Source organism: Bartonella ancashensis (assembly GCF_001281405.1).
Lineage (GTDB): Bacteria > Pseudomonadota > Alphaproteobacteria > Rhizobiales > Rhizobiaceae > Bartonella > Bartonella ancashensis.
This window is the reverse complement of sequence record NZ_CP010401.1, coordinates 160,604-179,840: the sequence shown is the minus strand read 5'-3', so window position 1 is coordinate 179,840 and position 19,237 is coordinate 160,604. Positions and strand designations below refer to the sequence as shown.

Sequence of the window (19,237 nt, the reverse complement as noted above, 5' to 3'; positions counted from 1 at the left end):
CCTATGTAATTTTAGAGAACGACACTTACTTCCTATTTTTGTTATCATTAAGATATTAAAATACTTTTACTGATTCACGGTTAACTTATATTTAGATGTTCATCCAATTTGTAATGTTTAATAAATAGTCATGCGAATTTAATGATTTTCCTTACTGTTAATAAAGCGAATTAAGACGGCAACACTTTCGTAGAATTCAGGTGGAATTGTCTGATCAACTTCGACTTGTTTGTACAATGCTTGTGCTAAGGGTTTATTTTCGATAACAGGAATATTGTGTTTGACAGCAATTTCACGGATGTGGAGGGCTAAAATATTTTGCCCTTTTGCAATTACAACTGGTGCATAATCAAGCGGTGGTTTATAACGCAAAGCAACAGAAAAATGGGTCGGATTTGCTATGATTAAAGTTGCTGTTGGAACATTGGCGATCATCTGTCTACGAATACGATCTCGTGCCAAAGAACGCATTCGCGCTTTTACCATGGGATTTCCTTCAATATTTTTATGTTCGTCTTTAATCTCCTGTTTGCTCATACGGAGCTGTTGGCGCCAGTAAAAGCGTGACCATGCAAAATCAAATCCTGCGATGATAGTAACAGATACAATGAAGGAGAGTGATAAGCCGACGAGTTTTTGCCGAATATATTCTGGTAAAGCAGGTGCGTCAGTTAATAATGCGTGTATGAAAATTGTATTATTTCTAAAAAACATAACATAAACAATGATGCTAACACCAATAAGCTTGACGAGTGATTTTAGAAATTCAACAAATCCAGCCTTACCGAAGATTCTATTAAATCCGTTAGTGGGTGAGATACGCGACAATTTGGGACGAATGCGTTCTATAATGATCCTTGGTGTATTCTGTAATGCAGATGCAGTGATGGAAAGTATAGGCATAATGATTAACAAAGGTGCCAAAGCCAAGCCCACATTTCCGACCACCAAATAAATAAAATGCTTCATATCTTCTGCTGTATTAATGTGCCATGATTCTGGGCGTTCGAGCCATTGAGCTAAAAAAATAACCAACTTTGATAAAGCTGGAAAAGCAGTAAAAATCACAATGATACAAAAGCTTATAAGAGAAGCAAGAATGGGTAATTCACGAGAAAAGGGGAGGTTTCCTTTTTCTTCTGCTTTGTGAATTTTGTGTTCTGTTGGTTCTTCGGTTTGGCTTTCTTTGTCTGGTTTTTCATCTGACATATCGATCTAATGCGTCTTTTAAGATGCTCCTTCTTGACTTGAAAGGTTTATGGTTCCTTGCTCTGATAGTTTAATAGCAGTTTGAGCGATTACCCGACGAGCGTTAAGGATAGCACTTTGTTGGATTGTTGGGTTCTTTTCTGAGAGTTCTGTTTGCACTATACGGCGTGTTCGTTGTGAAAGAGAGTTCAAGATAAGCTCTTGCATTAAATCGTCTGTTTCATGCAGCGCAGTAATAATGGTTTCTGCTGCAATTCCATCAAAAAGAAGTAATCGTGCACGTTCCGTTAAACGTGGAATGTCGTCAAAGACAAAAAAGCTTTTCTTTAATTTTTTCAAATCTTCTGGATTTAAGTCCTGGAGGACTTCTAACATGTCGTCGACATCCTTCTTATCCATCTCATTTAGAATTGTTGCCACCTGGCCGTGATGAGCAACCTCTCCAGCTTTAGTATTTTCAAGCAGCAGAGGTCTTAGGGCCTGGTCAAGAATTTCTTCCATTTCTGGTGAAACTTGGTGTAAATGTAATCGCCTCTGTGTGAGGTTCGCACGTACAGCCATGTTTTGCACCATTAAGATTTTTGCAGCGACTTCAGAGGGAAGACGTGAGATAATATAACTGATTACTTGTGGGTGTTCTTGTACAAGGTGCATTTGCAAGGAATCTATATCCGTTCTTGCAATAATATTCCAAAGGCTTTCGACAGGAGGAGGTGGTGCTTTTGAAGGATCAAAGATTAGAGCTGCTTCTTCTTCTGGCAGTGTTTCATAAACAAGATTATCAAAATGTAAGCCAGCTTCAGAAAAAGAAGCTCCTTCTGCAAAAGCGTTTTCAAATTGGCGAACCAGAATTTCAAAATCTGCGAGAGAAATATTAGGTAAGGTGTGAGCTTGTCCACTGATACGGCGTAAATCATCTGGTGTAAAATGTTTTAAAAGGCGTGCAGCGGCAGATTTCCCTAAAGCAACAAGAAGTGCAGCTACTTTTTGTTGTCCAGAAAGAGTGTCAATCAGTGTAGGAAGAATTTGAGAGTCATCTTCAAGTGATGCATTATCTGATGAGAGATCATTATCTTCTATCATTTTTTCTTTTTCTTCTTGCGCCATAATTTACTTTCCGCATTTTTTGAAGGTGGTTTACTTATCAATGATTTCGATAAGACTAACTCCGAAGCGAGAAGAATCATCCTCAAGAACAATAACCTCACCACGCGCAATGACACGGCCATTGACGACAATATCAACAAGATCTCCAATTTGTTTATCAAGTGTAATGACAGAGCCACGCCCTAAATTCATCAGTTGAGAAACGGGCATAGTAGTAGAACCAAGGACAATCTGTACTTCGACGGGAATACTCATAATACGCTCTGTATTACCGGATGTATCCGTTGCATTTGTTTTTGCATGCATTCCGCCAAGAGGTGCTCTGCCTGCTGCACCAAAAGAGGGTGTGCCGCTTGGTGATATTCCAGATGCTTCGGTTCTAGGTTTTTTTATTCCTGCACCAAATGCTCCGGGGTTTTGCGCTCCTCCTTCTTCCGTTCTAGATGCTATTGGGCGGGAAGGATTTACTGGATTAATCCCTCCAGGAGGATTTATTTTATTTGTCATTACATCACCATATTATTTATTTTATACCGATACGATCTCACGGATTACTGTGTGAAGATGGATTGTTTTGAGGGTATGCCGCATTTTTAAGAGGTGTTTGATATGTTTTATGTTGAACAAAAACCGGCAATTTTTTAGAAATTGTAGGTTGTTGTTTGTTGTAAGCAGACATTTTGTGCATTTGTCGCTGCTGCATGAAGGTTGGAAATCTTTTAGGAATAACAGCTTTTTGTTGATTTGTATTGATTATTGTCGGTTTTGTTACATGTTCATGTGTTTGCGGGGTAGGTTCATGCGTTTGTGGAGCAGGAGGTGGGGTTGGTACGCTACGTAAAAGATTGAAGTCATTTTGTAGTTGATGACGGACTTCTTCCATATGTGCAAGGGAACGGTCAATTTCACGTCGGATGCGTGTTGATTCAATTATGCGTGCGTCCATTTTTCGGTTTTCATCATGGATTTCTTGATACTCTTCACGTAATACTGAAATTATGTGATCAAGGTGTGAGGTGCTAACTTGGATTTGTTCAGCAAGTTCACGTCCAGTGTGCATAGTTTCTTTCAATTTTCGTGCTACACGGATGAAAACGCCAAGTGAAATCAGCGCTAAGAGTGTACTGATGATATTAACCATGAACCAGCTCATCAATCATTTCCTTTTCTTCGTCGATTGGGTCTGTAATTCGGATAGAAAAATTTGCTCCAATTTTTCCAAGAGATCCTTTGTAGAGTGATTTATTACCACTACGTAATTTGATATGCTGAAGGGCATTTGAAGGAAGAGGTAAGACTTGCCCTACTTTAAGATTTGATAATTCATGGAGGGTCATAGATCCTTGCTGTATGAATGCTTCAATACACATATGTGCTTGGCTAATTTCTTGTCTTAAGCGTTTTGCCCATAGTGGATCCATGCGTTTTTCAGGGAAACGCATAACACGTGCGATGGCTTCTTGCATAGGACGATGGCAACTGCGAGGCATTAAAATATTTAGATGAGCTTCAATCTCTTCGTATTTTATTGTGAATGTACAGGAAAACATCTGCGATTGGTGAAAAGTCTCAACGCTAAATTCTTGAGCTTTCCGCATTTTTTTAAAAGTCAAAAGAGATTTATCTCCTGTGCCGAAGGTTGCATCCATGATATCGGCAAGCAATTTACTAAAATATTCACTTATTTTGAGTTCTGTAGGGCTTAAGCTACGTCCGTTACGGTTTGTAAGTTGTAGTTTTGTTGCACCAAAAAAAGCTTCTGTGATGATTTCGACTAAAATTGTATCAAATATGAAGATTGCATCGTTACCCCATCGATCGGAATTAAATTCAATCAGCAATGCATTTTTTTTAATAGTTTCAACAATTGCATCGACTTTAAGTGTATCAAGTGATTGCACACTAATTTCAAATTCTAAAGGTGTGTAACGACTCATTTGTGTGCAAAGATTGCTTGCGACATCTCGAAAGACATATTGGAATGACATCAGGTCATCACTAGATAGTCCTGCGGCACGTAAGATATGCTGGGCAAGCACATCTTGCTTTTTATCATTATCTATTTGGTTTTCAAGGCCTTCTTGTAATTCTGTCATTTTTGGGGAGCTTCTTTTTCAGAGTTTCGACCAGAAATTGTGTGTTGTTCGACGACATCTATGGTTGGGCGATCTTTTGCCGAAATTGTTTTACGCCCGTATTCCAGAGCTATTTGTGGTATTGCGCCATTCATGTAGGCGAGGAGGGTTTGTTTCACAACAACATAGATACGAGATTTTTTATTGCGAACTGTCTTAATTTTCGTCGCAATTGGACCAAAGATACTATAGGAAAAGAATATTCCTGCGAAGGTTCCAACGAGAGCGGCTCCAATTAAGTGTCCCAGTATTTCCGGTGGTTCGGTGATGGCTCCCATGGCTTTAATGACACCTAAAACAGCAGCAACAATCCCAAGAGCAGGAAGAGCATCAGCTATATTTTGCATGGCTTGATAGGGTTTTTGAGAATCGGATGAGATTGTGTGAATTTCCTCATCCATTAAAGCTTCAATTTCAAAAGGACGCGCGTTTCCCATGATGATAAGACGGCAATAGTCACAAATGAAATGGGTTAGAGAATCATCTTTTAAGACTGAAGGATATTGTTTAAACAAATTCGATCCTTTGGGGTTATCGACATGGCTTTCCATTTCAGAACGCGATTTTGAACGCATTTCCCGCATAAGTGTATAAAGAAGCCCTAGAATTGCTAAAAAGTCCTTTTGATGGGGTACCGCATCAGTTAGAGCTTCTAAGGATGCTTTAAGCGTGTCTTTAATGGTTGATATAGGATTGGAGACAATAAAGGCTCCAATAGCTGACCCCAAGATAATTACGAATTCCCATGGTTGCATTAAAACGTCGAGATGGCCACCCATGGCGACATAACCACCAAGGATACATCCCATAGTAATAATTAGTCCAATAATAACACTCAATGTCGTCCCCTCATTTTTGATTATCAGCAAAATAAATCCTTATACTTGCGTAAACCTTACCATTTTTATAACAAAGTATTTATTGTTCTTATGTGCATTATGTTGTAAGCGAAGAGTGCATACATACATAAATGGCTTATATGATAGATGCTTAAGATCTTTAGCCTTAGGCTCTGTTATAAGCGGATTAAGGGGGAGCCGAGTTATTTAAGAGGGGGAGTTTCACCGTAAGTTTCGGATAAGTTTTATGCTGTAGTTTACTGTTTATCCAGGAAGGGGATTGCTATGATTGGCACATATGTAAGTTATAGAAGTACAATTGATAATATGAAAAAAACGCTTGATCGTCTTTTAAAAGAGCCACAGGTTAAGCGAGAAACAGATTATTACGTTCAAAATATTGCAAGTGCTAGATCAATGGATGACTTTTTCGCTGATGATAAGCTTTATCGTTATGCTATGAAAGCTTATGGTTTGGAGGAAATGATTTACGCAAAAGGCATGATGCGTAAGGTCCTTTCAGACCCTCTTTATGCATTGCAGTTAACAGATAAACGTTATCAGCAATTTGCTGAAGCGTTTAATTTTAATCTTCATGGTGAAAAGACGACTCTACAAAATAGTGCGCAATCTGCAACTGTTAATAAATATATGCAGCAAACGTTGGAAGTGCAAGTCGGACAAGATAATGAGGGAACGCGTTTGGCACTATATTTTACCCGTACGATTGGGGGAATGGCAAATGAAGGCCTCATTTCAGAAAAAAATTGGGCCTATCAAATTCTTGGTGACAAAGCTTTGTCAGCCGTTGTTTTCACAGCTTTGGGTATTCCTGAAAATGTGCGTTCTTCAAAGATTGAAGCACAAAAATCTTTACTTGAGTCGCGTATGTCCGTGCAAGATTTAAAAGATCCCAAGAAATTAGAGCAGTTCATTGCTCGGTTTTCTGCTTTATATGATGCGCAAAATCAAGCAGAAATCAATCCTGCTTTGATGATTTTGCAAAGTTCGAATTCAGTGAGTGGAATATCCTTTTCGAATGACACGATAATGGCTCTCCAATCTCTGAAACGGGGTGGCCTCTAGTAGACAATTTTACTGATCATACAAGAAAAGGATCACGCTAATGCAAAATCCAATTTATGTGAGCGTGTCGGGCCAAATTAGTTTGGCACGGCGAATGGAGACGATTGCACAAAATATGGCTAATGTGAATACACCAGGATTTCGTGCTGGTGGTGTAAAATTTGATATGCTTATATCTCCTACCGCTCAAGAGCAGGGAGATCATGTTTTGTTTGCGAGTGCTGGTAAGGGATATATTTCAACAGAAAATGGTGCTTTTGTGCAAACAGGTAATGCACTTGATATTGCCGTTTCTGGAGATTCGTACCTATCTATGCAAGCATCTTTCGGACAAGTTTATACTCGTGATGGCCGCATGGTTATGACTGAGGACGGTGTTTTAGTTTCTGTAACAGGCTTACCTTTTTTGGATGATGGTGGAGCACCAATTCAGTTGAATCCTGTAGGTGGGATACCACGCATTGGAGAAGATGGGAGTATTTACCAAAATAATGTTTTAATAGGGCGGATTGGTTTGTTCCAGTTTCAGCAAGGAACACAGCTAAATTATGGGCCTAATTCTTCTGTAATTCCTGATAGAGAGGTAATGCAGGTAGATGGAGAAATAGGCAGTGGTGTTATGCAAGGATATATTGAAAACTCTAATGTCAATGGAGTTGTGGAAATGACTCGTCTTATTGAAGTTAGCCGCGCTTTTGAGCGTCTTGAGTCAATGCTACGCCAGCAAGAAGAGATGCGCTCTAAATCTATTCAAATACTAGGTGGGCAAGTTTAAGAAATGCATGATAGATTTTTTTCAGTTAAAGAGTGTGTTGCGCAATGCAAAACAGCTGCAATGATTCTGTGCAATCAATGGTCTTAGATTCACAAGATTCTCAATCAGATAGTGTGAGATTTTCTTCAATGGATGAAGATACGGCTGATGTAGGGGAGGAGAGTTCTTCAGCTCCATTTTTTTTCCAAGGAGATGGCATGAAAGCTTCTTCAAGTAGTGAAGATGTAGCTGATACGGAGGAGAGAGCGGTTCCAGATTTGCAATTGTCACAAGAGGACGAAATTAAGAGTTCTTCAAAAGGCAAGAAGGAAAAAACAGCTTCTTCTACGGCTTTGAGCCGATTAAGTTCCTTTGTAACGTGTAATACTTTTGATCACTTTGTCAGTCAAGGTGGAGTGATAAACGACATATCTCGTGGGATATTGAGTGCTCGTGGTTTATCCCAGTCTGTATTCCTTGGAGATATGGTGCGCATAGAATGTGGGAACCAGACTGTTCGAGGTGAGGTTATTCATGTTAATGAAGATAATGTTTTAATAAAGCCTTATGATGAGACTATTGCACCTATTTTGAATGCTTCTGTTTTTCCACAAGGTCCTCTCGTTGTTGCTCCGGATCGTTCTTGGCGTGGGCGGGTTTTAAACGCTTTTGGCGAAGCAATCGACGGGAATGGAGTGTTGTTATCTGGATCACATCACAAAGCAGTTGAAACAATCGCTCCTCCAGCACTTGAGCGGAACCGTGTGGGTAAAGGGTTGTGTACGGGAGTGAAGGTAGTTGACATTTTTACACCTCTTTGTTTTGGACAGCGTATTGGGATTTTTTCTGGTTCTGGCGTTGGAAAGTCAACCCTTTTATCAATGATGATGAAAGCAAATCATTTTGATACGGTGGTTTTGGCATTGACAGGGGAACGTGGTCGTGAAGTACGTGACATGCTTGATGACACGCTGCAAAACAAATTAGATAATATTGTTACGGTGATCGCAACGGGGGATGAAAGCCCAATGATGCGGCGCTTGGCACCAATTATGGCAACAACTATTGCTGAATATTTTTCTTCTTTAGGAGATAATGTATTGCTAGTGGTTGATTCCATAACGCGTTATGCATTAGCGGTACGTGAAATTGCTATCTCTGCTCATGAACCACCTGTTGCACGTGGATTTCCTCCACGAGTTTTTAGTGAGTTACCACGTCTATTAGAACGAGCAGGTCCAGGAAGGGAAAATAAAGGATCCATTACGGGTATTTACGCTGTTTTAGTTGATGGTGATGATCATAATGATCCTGTCTCTGATGCAATTCGCGGAATTTTGGATGGCCATATTGTTCTGGATCGTGCGATTGCAGCACAGGGAAGATTTCCTGCTGTTGATATTACTTCTTCCATTTCACGTTTAGCAGTTCATAGTTGGACGCCAGAACAGCGTATATTGGTTCAAAATTTGAAAGAAATGATTTTTAGATATGAAGAGACACGTGATTTACGCGCCATGGGGGCTTATCGTCCGGGAGCAGATCAGGTTCTTGATAAAGCAGTTTGTTTAGTGCCGTCAATTTATGCCGCAATGAATCAGAGTCCTGATACACCTCCTATTAGTGATCCTTATGATGAACTAGCAAGATTGTTGAAGAGCCAATGATTTTTGGTGAGCTGGTAATGATTTTGTCTAGAGGGATTTAGTATTCAAAAGAATCTTTTTCTAGTGGATAGACTACCATAATTGGTAGGAATGGAGGAGATCAGCTACACTATGCGGCAGGCGTATTTTGCCGTTATTACTACAATTTTGAGTGCAAATTAGATTTTATTTTTCTCCCAAAACGGCTGACAAGCCTCGCACAAGATTTCTTTTTTATTCTAGCAAAAATACAAGTAGGAATGAATCTATGGATCCAGTTAACCTTTTTGACATTGCAAATAAGCAAGCAGAGTGGCTTTCTGCGCGTCAAAAAGCAGTTGCTAGTAACGTAGCAAATGCTAATACGCCAGGATATAAAGCGCATGATATTCAAAATTTTACGGATGTTATGTATGGTAAATCAATCTCGATGAATGTTACTCATAATCGTCATATGGATTTAACAGAAAGTGGGATGGAAGTGCGGGAAGTTCGTCTTGGAAGTGCAGGGGAGACCACTCATTCTGGCAATAATGTCGATTTGGAAGAAGAAATGAGTAAGGGTGCAGGTATTGTCCGTGAGATGTCCCTTAATACAGCTATCGTCAAAGCTTTTCATCGTATGACTATGTTAACGGTCAGGGGAGGGAGTTAGAGATGTCAGATCCATTAATGACTGCAGAGCGTGTGGCGACAACAGGTTTGAATGCACAATCGACGCGTTTGCGTGTTATCGCTGAAAATTTGGCTAATGCTGATTCAACAGGACGTACACCAGGTTCAGATCCTTATCGACGTAAAACTGTGAGTTTTGAAACAGCACTTGGTCCTTATGCAGATGCGCAGGGTGTGCATGTGAAACGTATTGGTCTTGATAAAGCTCCTTTTGTTTTACGCTATGAGCCAGGTCATCTCGCTGCGGATAGCAATGGTTATGTAAAATATCCAAATGTTAATTCAGTCATAGAAGTGGCGGATATGCGTGAAGCAAATCGTTCATATGAAGCAAATTTACAAGTTGTTCGCCAAGTTCGTGATTTGGTTGCACAAACAATTGATTTGCTCAAACAGTGAAGATGTTCATTATTTTTAATGAACTATATAGTTGAGTTTAAAAAAGGAACATAAACAATGATAGGAGCACTTACTTCCGTTGCTGCAGGTGCAGATTTATTTGGACAGGAAGCGGGAAGCATTAACAATGTTGATATGCAGCGTTTATCGACGAATATGGCTAATAAAGCTAATAATGTTAGTTTTGAGCAAGTGCTTTCTGAAGTTTCAGAAGCTGTTGGTACAAAATTGCAAAATGCAGAAAGTTTGTCGATGGGCCAAGTCTCTGGCGGTGATGTAGGTGTCCGAGATGTTGTACATTCTATCATGGAGGCGGAGCGTTCTTTGAGTACTGCTATTGCTTTGCGCGATAAGATGGTTCAAGCTTATCTTGAAGTGAGCCGGATGCAAATTTAGTAGCTTATTCAGTTTTGCAAATTTAAAAATACTAGAGGGGAAAATCATGGTCATGAGATCACTGTCGATTGCAGCAACAGGAATGGCTGCTCAGCAAACAAATCTCGATGTTATTGCCAATAATTTGGCAAATATTAACACAACGGGATACAAGCGTACGCGTGCAGAATTTTCGGATTTGATGTATGTGGCAGACCGGGCTGTTGGTGTTCCAAATATGCTTAATCAAGCGATTGTACCTGAGGGTGCTATGATTGGTATGGGGGTGCGTACTGCTGCTGTCCGTAAAGTTAATACACAGGGAGCTTTTATTCAAACTGGAAATGCATTAGATCTTGCTATTAATGGAAATGGTTGGTTTGAAATCCAAGATCCTGACGGTAATGTTTTTTATACGCGTTCCGGTGCTTTTAATTTGAGTGAAACAGGGCAACTTATAACACTGGATGGCAATTTAGTACAACCTGCCATTACTATTCCTGTTGGAAGCAAAAAGATTACGGTTAGTCCTGATGGGACCGTTTATTATCAGACTGCTGAAGATCCTGATCCCGTAGAAGCTGGTCGTCTTAACTTAATTAACTTTGTTAATGAGGTTGGTTTGGAAGCTGTAGGGGATAATCTTTATCGTGAAACACTTGCTTCTGGAGCGCCTGTTCCAGGAAATCCGAAAGAAGATGGCTATGGCAGCATCATGCAAGCAACACTTGAAGCTTCTAACGTTGATCCTGTGAAGGAAATTACAGAGCTAATTACAGCACAGCGCTCTTATGAGATGAATTCTAAAGTGATTCAAGCATCAGATGAAATGGCAGCGGTTGTTTCTAGGAATTTAAGGTAGTACGATGAAAAGAAAATCGCTTTTTCTAGTGAATTTTTTCTTCTCATTGCTTGTATTAGCGGAAGCTCATGCCGATCGTGTTCGATTTCTTGTTCCTGATCAGTCTATTCAGGTTGGCCAACGTATTGTTGATATTAATTTAAACGAAAAGGATTTTTTTATTAAGTCTAATTCTGCGTCATCATATGTTGTAGACATGAAGCAAGTTATGAATAAGGTTGCGGTACGCCCTTTAAAAGCAGGACGTCCTATCGCATTAAGTTCATTGGGCGAGCCAATTTTGGTTGAACGTGGTCAAACAGCTAAATTAATTTTTCAAACAAGTAACCTGCAAATTACCGCTTTAGGTGTAGTGTTACAGTCAGGATCATCTGGTGATGTTGTTCGTGTTCGCAATGCAGATTCAGGCCGCATAGTGATGGGTACCGTTTTACAAGATGGTAGCGTGAGAGTAGGTTTTTAATGGCTGTATATCGTTGTTCTTCCCATTTTATTTTCTTTTTTTGGTTAGTTATTTTTCAATTTCTTTTGCAGTATTTGCAAATGAGGAAGCTGGGACTGTCAGTGATTATAGTTTAGCCACGGAAGCAGACGCTTTTCTGTTAGGGTCAGGCGGGAAGACTTCTCAAATGTATTATTCTGATCTAGCGCGTCCAGGTGCTGTGGCACGTTTGAAAGATATTGCAGAAATTCAAGGAGTTCGCTCCAATCAATTAGTAGGTTATGGCTTAGTAATTGGTTTGAATCGTACAGGAGATTCTTTGCGAAATTCACCTTTTACAGAACAATCTATGCGCGCGATGCTTGATAATTTAGGCATCAGCCCTCCTGCTGGTGCTGCACGTGCGAATAATATGGCAGCAGTTATTGTCACCGCTGAAATTCCACCTTTTGCCACCCCAGGTTCGCGGATTGATGTTACAGTTTCTTCATTAGGAGATGCAACGTCTTTGCAAGGTGGAACATTGGTAATGACACCGCTTCTTGGAGCAGATGGTCAGACTTACGCGGTTGCACAAGGTAATATGATAATTTCTGGTTTTGGTGCTCAAGGTGTAGCAGAAAGTGTAACACAGGGTGTTCCAACATCAGGCCGTATTCCTAATGGTGCTCTAGTAGAACGGAAGATTGAAGGAAATTTTAATAGTAATAAAGAGATCATTTTGGAATTACGGAATTCTGATTTTTCAACAGCAGTTCGTGTTACAGACTTGGTGAATATTTTTTCCAGTCAACGTTATAAGACAAATGTTGCTAAGGAACGTGATGCTAAGACGATCATTTTGAGTAAACCACGTGATATTTCTGTCACACGTTTTATTGCTGATATTGAACAGCTGCCGATCCCTACAGATGAAGTGGCGCGCGTGGTTGTTGATGAGCGTACGGGAACTGTAGTAATTGGTGAAAAAGTTCGTGTTTCACGTGTTGCAATCTCACATGGAAGTTTGACTGTTCGTGTTACGGAACAACCTCTTGTTTCTCAACCAAATCCTTTTAGTGAAACGGGTGATACAATTGTTGTACCAAGAACATCTGTTGAGGTAGCTCAACCCCCTTCTAATGTAGGCATTTTGAATGGAGTTGATCTGGATAATCTTGTTAAGGGACTAAATCAAATTGGTGTTAAACCAACAGCAATCATAGCGGTTTTGCAGGCTATAAAAACCTCAGGCGCTCTTCATGCGGAGCTCATAGTGCAGTGATACAGATACGTTTTTATTTTTAATTTTTTTAACAACTATTATGGTTATCAGCGGGTTGGGAAAAGGATATGCGCAGACAAGATCTATGCCACGTTCAATTCCTGTGCCAATCCAATCTCCTATGTTGCATTTAGAACAAGTAGAAGTACCTGAAGCTACTTCTCGTGAAACTGGTCAGCCAACAACGCTTTTATCAGATAATTCTTCGGATGCACCAGCACCTTCTAGTGCTTTGGTATCAGAAAAACCTGTTGCTCAGGTTGCAGAGAAATCAAAAGATCCATCTGCTATTTCTTCAAATACGACAACTGCAGTTGCTGCATCATTAACACAGAGAACTTCTGATATTAATATTGAAGAAATAGAGCGTTTTTGCAGTAATATTGGTAGTCAGGCTGCGGACGCACGATTTCAATTGCAACGTCAGCAACTACAGCAATTGCGTGACCAAATTAGTGAACGTGTAAAGGATCTGGAAGAGAAACGGAGTGAATATGAGACTTGGCTTAAAAGGCGTGATGCATTTTTGGAAATGGTAGAAGATTCTTTGGTTGATATTATATCAAAAATGCGTCCTGATGCTGCTGCTGCTCAGTTGGCTTTGATGAATGACCTTACTGCAGCTTCCCTTGTTTTAAAGCTTAGTCCTAGAGTTTCAAGTGCCATTATGAATGAATTACCTCCTGAAAAATCAGCTGAGCTTACTCAAATATTAGTGAGTGCACAGCAAGTTCCAGTGAAAGGTAAATAAAATATCAGTAATGTCTACAGTTAAGTAATTATGAAAGTAAAATAGATGAAATACAGGAACAGATGCTATTCTCGATTGTATTCAGTGGCTAGTATCGTATTAGTATCAGTGGTTGTAACCTCTTGTTCTTACAACGTAAAAGATTTTAATGCAGCACCAGATTTTTCACCAGTGCGTGCAGATTTAGGCTATGACTCTTTGAACAAAACTCAGGCTTATCCATCTGCACCGCGAGAAAGCAAGTATTCACTCTATCGTTCAAGTAATAATGGTTTTTATCGTGATCCACGAGCAACGAATCCGGGTGATGTTTTAACTGTACAAATATCGATTAATGATCGTGCTAGTTTAAATAATAAAAGTGATTTAAAGCGCGGTTCTGGTTCTAAGTATACTCTTGGGACAGGAGAGTCTTTTTTAAGAAAGCTTGCGGGTAGTATTGAAGCTGAGTCATCTAACCAGTTTAAAGGAGATGGAAAAATTGAACGGAGAGAAAATATTAGTTTATCTGTAGCAGCTATTGTAACCAACGTCTTGCCTAATGGCAATTTAGTCATTCGTGGTTCACAGGAGGTAAGGGTAAATAATGAATTGCGCATTCTCAATGTTGCGGGAGTTGTGCGCCCACGCGATATTTCAGGAAATAATATGATTGAGTACGATAAAATTGCTGAAGCACGCATTTCATATGGTGGGCGCGGGCGTTTGAGTGAAATACAACAACCTCCTTATGGTCAGCAATTATTAAATCAAATTGCACCTTTTTAAGGGACAGTTATTTAGAATTTTTTTGAATATGGCTAGTTAATTAAGAAATGCGACTGGTTTATTTGGTTGCTTTATACATTTTATAGTGAGGTTTTTATGGAAGAAGCGCCGATGCAGGAAAAGACAACAACGAAAGAAAATCATAGTGTGGTTACACTTTTAATCGTTGGAGTTATCTTAACATTGATTGCTGGAGCTTCTGGGTGGTTTTTTGGAATCTGGATTGATCAAAAAAGAATATTAACTTCTGATAATTCCAAGGAAGCATCCGTGCAAAAGTCTGTTGATAGGGTAATAGGTAGTTCTCACGTTATTGCTTTACCCCCTATTGTGACGAATATTGCTGAGCCGGAGACAGCTTGGATTCGAGCGGAGATTTTTTTAGTTGTTCAATCTGGCCAGACAATTTCATCAATTCTTGTATCTGATATATCGAATGATTTTTTGGCGTTTTTGCACCAAGTAACCATTGATCAGATAGAGGGACCGTCGGGTTTGATGAATTTGCGTGCTGACCTCTTTGATCGCGCCAAAATTCGCTCTGATAATAAGATTAGTAACATTTTGATTTCACAGTTGGTAATAGAGCAATGAAGAGGCTTGGTAGTTTCATTGCAATGATATTTATTGTAGCGACAACAGGTGCTTTTGCTCAACAAACTGGTGGCATTACAGGGGCAGGTGGGTTTTCTGAACTTCTCCCATCTATTGGAGGTCCGGTTAGTGGGCGTATTATCCAATTATTTGGTATATTGACTATTTTATCAGTTGCTCCTGGTTTACTTATTATGGTGACGAGTTTTACTCGCTTTGTTATCGCTTTTTCACTTTTACGTTCGGGATTGGGGTTACAAACAGCACCTCCTAATCTTGTCATGATTTCTTTGGCTCTATTTATGACTTTTTATGTAATGGCACCAACATTTAATGCTTCTTGGGAAGAAGGGGTACAACCTTTAATAAATAATGAAATCAGTGAGAAGCAGGCAATAGAGAAGATTAGTCAGCCGTTTCGAGAGTTTATGATGTCACAAGTTCGAGAAAAAGATTTGAATTTATTTGTTGATCTTTCTGATCCCTCTTTTCAGGTTCAAACAGGTGAAAATATTGATTTTCGAATATTAGTTCCTGCTTTTATGATTTCTGAATTGCGTCGTGGATTTGAAATTGGCTTTCTTATTGTTTTGCCGTTTTTGGTAATAGATCTCGTTGTGGCAACGTTGACAATGTCAATGGGAATGATGATGCTTCCTCCAACAGTTATTTCTTTACCATTCAAAATTTTATTTTTTGTATTGATTGATGGGTGGAATTTGTTGGTTGTTAGTTTAATAAGATCTTTTTAATTTTATAGCTAAATTTTACAAATTGAGCGGATATATTGAAAATACAGCGTTACACAAAACCAATTTAAGATTGTTTTTCATGATACTGCTCAGTAGAGGATTGGAGCTATATTATAGTTAGGAAACTAATGCTAGGTGTAATAAGTCCTAGAATTGATATCTTCTAAATGTAAATTAAGTGCAGTTTAAACTGCGTAAATTAGTGTCAATACCGCGAAATTTGTTTTCTAAAATGCAAAAATTGGTAATTTTTTTTGTATAGAAAAAAGCTTAATAAATATTTCATAAATTTAAGAAGATCTTACCGCTGTGTAAAAGAGGTACTCACGTTACTTAATCTACCTATCTTTGTGAAAGGTAACATCATGATAGTATGGCAAAATAGAAATTAAAGCTTTTCCCGTTGTGTAATAAATGTGAAGATTTTTTTTGAATAGTTTCTAAATTGAGAAGGGTAGGATTCAATCTTTTTATAATTAATTATAAAAAGCTATTTACTCTTAGGGTATATTGGTATTCCACTTATTGGTAAAAATCCTATAAAATAAATCTCTTTAACAAAAAAGGCAGCACGTTCTGCTGCCTCTTTTTATATGGTAAATTTCAATTTCTATATTAGAAGCGGTAACGTATTCCACCTGAGAAAGAAGTTCCCGATACACCTGTTTCTTGCAATCTGAAACGATGGCTTACGTCAGCATGGAAGGTAACGTCTTTCATGATCTTCGCATCAATCCCAACACCGCCTTCAACAGAAGATCCTGTTGTGTCAAGATGGAAGACATCACCCATCCGCATCGTTGCGGTTTCACCGAAGGATTTTATGAGATACATCTTACCATACAGAGAAATATCTCCCAATTCGTCACTTAAGGAAACAGTTTTTGTCAAACGTCCACCTATATTCAGCAACCATTGGTAAGGGTCCAGCATATCAACCTCAAATCCACCAAGATCTAAGATCTCTTTAAATGAAAAACGCTGATAGACAATTTGCGCTTCAGGTCTAACAGTTAAGCTCTTAATATCGGTTTTAATTTCCCGACCAATAACAGCAGAAGCACTCAATGCTTTTGCATTATCTAGGGAAGCAGTTTTTCCTTCAATAGCATTCGCGATATCGCCTTTAAGAACACCATACGACAGAAGTAAATTTGCGTACAAACCAGTATCATGCTGTAAACTTCCATAGGCAGTCAAAGACCACTTGTTCAAAGTACTTTTAGCAGCATCTTCCATATCTGCTGGTATGAAAGAAAGGCGACCATATGTTCCCAAAATACCAAAACGAGAATCAGTATTTTGGCTTACTTCTTTGGCAAAGACTACACCTGTCTGTAGTGCACCATAGCGAACATCCGCACCATGAGAATAGTCATGAGGGGTACGATCAGATGACAAAGTTCCTTTACCCCCGTAAGAAGATAAGAAGAAAGAAGAAGCTCCGTTCGTTCCTGTTTCCGATGGCATTGTCCAGATGTCATTTAAGAACATGTTCTGGTTTTTTGCATCAGTAAATCCAGAGAAAAACAGGGTACCGGGCACAACTAAATAACTTGCAGCCTGAGGGACAAGATGCCCTTTCTGCAACCGGAAATCCCAATACGGAGCAACCTTGCCAGGAGAGGCAATTGGAGTAGGATCCTTACCGCTGGGAGCATCCACAGCCACATCATTCTTTAACTCTGACTTATGGACAGTAAGAACATATTTATAAGGAAGACCATCAAATGTAGTATACCCATTCTTTAATTGGAAAGAATCCTTCTCTACCTTTCCAAAAACCCGAACAAGCGAAGCCACATCGTTACGAGCAGAAACTACATCCATCGCGCACGTTACATTACTCCTCTTATGTACAACAGCTTCTCTTTTCTTCTTTTCTTTACGATGATCAACAGACTTCACATGAATTACAGTTTTCCCCGATACATCCCCTCTGATTATAACCTGATCATGCTTTCCTTTTCCCACTATGTGACCATCATTCACTTCAACGTTAAGATGCAAACGTGCATCACCTTGTGCAGAATAGACATCCCTAGTTCCAGGATTTCCATACCCCACATACAATTTCTGGTAGACACCTTCTTTAGGAGCTTCAAAAACAACAGAACTATCTCTTATGTTGAGTACAGAAAGATCAGAAGTCGCCCTTCTTTCAAGACCAATCTCCGGTTTTCTATGTATGAACTCGCCACTATCAGACATTTCACGTTTGCTAACGGTTAGTGTCCACTTAGAATTATTATGCAAATTCAGAACAACCCCGTTTTGCACTAAATTCCCAGAGACGCTTCTCGAAGAAGAACCGCTCACTCCGTGACTATGTACACGAGCTCCACTGGATCGCTCGTTAGGCGTGATTTGCGGCCTGTTCGTTTCTGCTGATGCATGACTCCGCATTCCTGGACTCCCTGAAGCGTCCACTTGCCTAGCAGGAGCTTCCTGTTGCTGCCGACCACTTACCAACGGCAATACATCCCGCCCTTGCGCTGAAATTGTAGGTAAGGGAGTAAATGTCTCATTTTTTATGATTTCATCAAAATTATCTCCCGCTAAAATAGTCTTTACTCCACCCCTTAAGGAAGAATTACTGCTGGTAATACTGAGAGACAGCCTATTTTCGCCATCGTGAGGCTGCAACCTCTTTACTAGAACATCGGTATCAACATGCGAATCCCTTAAGGTTACTGTCAGACGCCCGTGTCTTCCTAAAATGCCAACAGAATTATCAAGATGAAGCTTTGTATTAGTTAATGTTACAAAACTTCCCTTACTGTCTGCGCTCCCAACACTGGATACGGGGCCTACAATACCAAAATTATGATGACCTAGAGATTGGATATTTGAATCTCTAAGGCTAACACTGCCACCCCCAACATGTATAGCGGCATGTGCATCTTTCAAAGTAATATTAGCTGCGTCAACGGCTCTGCCATTCTCAGCATGAATTCCGAAAAATTTATTACTAAATGACTCTCCTGTAACATGCACATCGGAATCATGTGCCCTTATCCCAACTTTAGCACCAAAATGAGAGGGGGACCCAGAAGGGCTAGAAACACCGCGAGAATCCCGTTCCGCGTTCCGGACAGGGCTGCCACCTCTTGCCACATCGCCAGAAGATTCCCCGCCCGCGTGTGCTCCCCCCAAGTGAGAACAGAATAAAATCCCAGCAACTGTACAAAACAAAATATTTTTCTTCAACACGTCTGCGCTCCTAAAGTATCTAATTCCCTCTTTTTACAACTTTCAAAACTGAAATGATTCTTGTGAACCAATTTAGTTTGTTATGGATTTTTTGTAAAGAAAAAATTAAATTTTAGATGCATTACGATGTTTTGAAAGTTTAACATTTAAAATAATCCATTATGGAAAATATGTGTTTTTGCATTTTAATGTTAAAATTTTTCATAAAAAAATTTAAATTTTTATATTGACTGTAATAACTGAGTCGGTGGAGAATATATAACTTTTCTTTTCTGTAACAGAGAGAAATTGAGTTTTTCACTCAATCTATTATTGAAATTAGGAATGAAAAAGAGAAAATCGTATATTTTGTAAAATTTGTTATGT

General features: G+C 39.4%; 20 protein-coding genes. 13 read left to right on the top strand and 7 right to left on the bottom strand.

What is annotated here, in order from left to right; genetic code table 11:
* Positions 1–138 precede the first annotated feature (138 nt).
* From flhB to motA, 6 genes are all read right to left on the bottom strand, one after another.
* Complete coding sequence (gene flhB, locus PU02_RS00835) at positions 139–1,209, bottom strand: flagellar type III secretion system protein FlhB (protein ID WP_053943663.1); 1,071 nt, start codon at positions 1,207–1,209, stop codon at positions 139–141.
* A gap of 18 nt (positions 1,210–1,227) precedes the next feature.
* Positions 1,228–2,316 carry a flagellar motor switch protein FliG gene (locus PU02_RS00830; RefSeq protein ID WP_053943662.1) on the bottom strand — a complete coding sequence of 363 codons (1,089 nt, stop codon included), beginning with the start codon at positions 2,314–2,316 and terminating at the stop codon, positions 1,228–1,230.
* Between the two features lie 30 nt (positions 2,317–2,346).
* Positions 2,347–2,622, bottom strand: coding sequence for a flagellar motor switch protein FliN (fliN, locus tag PU02_RS00825; protein ID WP_053944597.1), 276 nt, complete (start codon positions 2,620–2,622; stop codon positions 2,347–2,349).
* A 238-nt stretch (positions 2,623–2,860) separates the two neighbouring features.
* Positions 2,861–3,469 (bottom strand): BAB2_0123 family type IV secretion system effector, encoded by a 609-nt coding sequence (locus PU02_RS00820; protein ID WP_053943661.1) that lies wholly within the window; start codon positions 3,467–3,469, stop codon positions 2,861–2,863.
* Positions 3,450–4,412, bottom strand: a complete 963-nt coding sequence (locus PU02_RS00815) for a FliM/FliN family flagellar motor switch protein (protein ID WP_053943660.1) — start codon at positions 4,410–4,412, stop codon at positions 3,450–3,452. The genes PU02_RS00820 and PU02_RS00815 overlap by 20 nt, the downstream gene beginning before the upstream one ends.
* Positions 4,409–5,290, bottom strand: coding sequence for a flagellar motor stator protein MotA (motA, locus tag PU02_RS00810; protein WP_053943659.1), 882 nt, complete (start codon positions 5,288–5,290; stop codon positions 4,409–4,411). Before motA ends, PU02_RS00815 begins: the two co-directional genes overlap by 4 nt.
* Positions 5,291–5,575: 285 nt before the next feature.
* Here motA and PU02_RS00805 point away from each other — a divergent pair, with 285 nt between their 5' ends.
* From PU02_RS00805 to fliP, 13 genes are all read left to right on the top strand, one after another.
* The gene (locus tag PU02_RS00805) at positions 5,576–6,376 is read left to right on the top strand and encodes a DUF1217 domain-containing protein (RefSeq protein ID WP_053943658.1); all 801 of its coding nucleotides are present in this window, start codon (positions 5,576–5,578) and stop codon (positions 6,374–6,376) included.
* A gap of 40 nt (positions 6,377–6,416) precedes the next feature.
* A complete protein-coding gene (gene flgF / locus PU02_RS00800; protein WP_053943657.1) occupies positions 6,417–7,151 on the top strand; it encodes a flagellar basal-body rod protein FlgF in 735 nt (244 codons plus the stop codon).
* Between the two features lie 44 nt (positions 7,152–7,195).
* Positions 7,196–8,797: a FliI/YscN family ATPase gene (locus PU02_RS00795; protein ID WP_053943656.1), complete on the top strand. Its 1,602-nt coding sequence runs from the start codon at positions 7,196–7,198 to the stop codon at positions 8,795–8,797.
* 247 nt (positions 8,798–9,044) lie between these two features.
* A complete protein-coding gene (gene flgB, locus PU02_RS00790; RefSeq protein WP_053943655.1) occupies positions 9,045–9,431 on the top strand; it encodes a flagellar basal body rod protein FlgB in 387 nt (128 codons plus the stop codon).
* 2 nt (positions 9,432–9,433) lie between these two features.
* On the top strand, positions 9,434–9,850 hold the full coding sequence (gene flgC, locus PU02_RS00785; RefSeq protein WP_053943654.1) for a flagellar basal body rod protein FlgC: 417 nt from the start codon (positions 9,434–9,436) through the stop codon (positions 9,848–9,850).
* A gap of 57 nt (positions 9,851–9,907) precedes the next feature.
* On the top strand, positions 9,908–10,246 hold the full coding sequence (gene fliE, locus PU02_RS06900; RefSeq protein ID WP_053943653.1) for a flagellar hook-basal body complex protein FliE: 339 nt from the start codon (positions 9,908–9,910) through the stop codon (positions 10,244–10,246).
* Positions 10,247–10,298: 52 nt separating this feature from the next.
* Complete coding sequence (gene flgG, locus PU02_RS00775) at positions 10,299–11,087, top strand: flagellar basal-body rod protein FlgG (RefSeq protein WP_053944596.1); 789 nt, start codon at positions 10,299–10,301, stop codon at positions 11,085–11,087.
* A gap of 4 nt (positions 11,088–11,091) precedes the next feature.
* Positions 11,092–11,550, top strand: a complete 459-nt coding sequence (flgA, locus tag PU02_RS00770; protein ID WP_053943652.1) for a flagellar basal body P-ring formation chaperone FlgA — start codon at positions 11,092–11,094, stop codon at positions 11,548–11,550.
* A 13-nt stretch (positions 11,551–11,563) separates the two neighbouring features.
* Positions 11,564–12,793: a flagellar basal body P-ring protein FlgI gene (locus PU02_RS00765; protein WP_144417860.1), complete on the top strand. Its 1,230-nt coding sequence runs from the start codon at positions 11,564–11,566 to the stop codon at positions 12,791–12,793.
* A gap of 40 nt (positions 12,794–12,833) precedes the next feature.
* The gene (locus PU02_RS06895; protein WP_053943651.1) at positions 12,834–13,544 is read left to right on the top strand and encodes a MotE family protein; all 711 of its coding nucleotides are present in this window, start codon (positions 12,834–12,836) and stop codon (positions 13,542–13,544) included.
* A gap of 45 nt (positions 13,545–13,589) precedes the next feature.
* Positions 13,590–14,312: a flagellar basal body L-ring protein FlgH gene (flgH, locus tag PU02_RS00755; RefSeq protein WP_414947447.1), complete on the top strand. Its 723-nt coding sequence runs from the start codon at positions 13,590–13,592 to the stop codon at positions 14,310–14,312.
* 96 nt (positions 14,313–14,408) lie between these two features.
* A complete protein-coding gene (locus tag PU02_RS00750) occupies positions 14,409–14,906 on the top strand; it encodes a flagellar basal body-associated FliL family protein (protein ID WP_053943649.1) in 498 nt (165 codons plus the stop codon).
* Positions 14,903–15,658, top strand: coding sequence for a flagellar type III secretion system pore protein FliP (fliP, locus tag PU02_RS00745; RefSeq protein ID WP_053943648.1), 756 nt, complete (start codon positions 14,903–14,905; stop codon positions 15,656–15,658). Before PU02_RS00750 ends, fliP begins: the two co-directional genes overlap by 4 nt.
* A 615-nt stretch (positions 15,659–16,273) precedes the next feature.
* Here the strand turns inward: fliP and PU02_RS00740 are convergent.
* Positions 16,274–18,871: an autotransporter outer membrane beta-barrel domain-containing protein gene (locus tag PU02_RS00740; RefSeq protein WP_053943647.1), complete on the bottom strand. Its 2,598-nt coding sequence runs from the start codon at positions 18,869–18,871 to the stop codon at positions 16,274–16,276.
* Positions 18,872–19,237 lie beyond the last annotated feature (366 nt).

Coding starts and splice junctions, on each gene's coding strand:
- PU02_RS00795 (WP_053943656.1), top strand. CDS start 7,196: ATGCAAAACAGCTGCAATGATTCTGTGCAATCAATGGTCTTAGATTCA.
- PU02_RS00750 (WP_053943649.1), top strand. CDS start 14,409: ATGGAAGAAGCGCCGATGCAGGAAAAGACAACAACGAAAGAAAATCAT.
- fliE (WP_053943653.1), top strand. CDS start 9,908: ATGATAGGAGCACTTACTTCCGTTGCTGCAGGTGCAGATTTATTTGGA.
- flgC (WP_053943654.1), top strand. CDS start 9,434: ATGTCAGATCCATTAATGACTGCAGAGCGTGTGGCGACAACAGGTTTG.
- PU02_RS00815 (WP_053943660.1), bottom strand. CDS start 4,412: ATGACAGAATTACAAGAAGGCCTTGAAAACCAAATAGATAATGATAAA.
- flgA (WP_053943652.1), top strand. CDS start 11,092: ATGAAAAGAAAATCGCTTTTTCTAGTGAATTTTTTCTTCTCATTGCTT.
- fliN (WP_053944597.1), bottom strand. CDS start 2,622: ATGCATGCAAAAACAAATGCAACGGATACATCCGGTAATACAGAGCGT.
- PU02_RS00820 (WP_053943661.1), bottom strand. CDS start 3,469: ATGAGCTGGTTCATGGTTAATATCATCAGTACACTCTTAGCGCTGATT.
- flgG (WP_053944596.1), top strand. CDS start 10,299: ATGAGATCACTGTCGATTGCAGCAACAGGAATGGCTGCTCAGCAAACA.
- PU02_RS00830 (WP_053943662.1), bottom strand. CDS start 2,316: ATGGCGCAAGAAGAAAAAGAAAAAATGATAGAAGATAATGATCTCTCA.
- flgB (WP_053943655.1), top strand. CDS start 9,045: ATGGATCCAGTTAACCTTTTTGACATTGCAAATAAGCAAGCAGAGTGG.
- flgF (WP_053943657.1), top strand. CDS start 6,417: ATGCAAAATCCAATTTATGTGAGCGTGTCGGGCCAAATTAGTTTGGCA.
- fliP (WP_053943648.1), top strand. CDS start 14,903: ATGAAGAGGCTTGGTAGTTTCATTGCAATGATATTTATTGTAGCGACA.
- flgH (WP_414947447.1), top strand. CDS start 13,590: ATGAAATACAGGAACAGATGCTATTCTCGATTGTATTCAGTGGCTAGT.
- flhB (WP_053943663.1), bottom strand. CDS start 1,209: ATGTCAGATGAAAAACCAGACAAAGAAAGCCAAACCGAAGAACCAACA.
- PU02_RS00805 (WP_053943658.1), top strand. CDS start 5,576: ATGATTGGCACATATGTAAGTTATAGAAGTACAATTGATAATATGAAA.
- PU02_RS06895 (WP_053943651.1), top strand. CDS start 12,834: ATGGTTATCAGCGGGTTGGGAAAAGGATATGCGCAGACAAGATCTATG.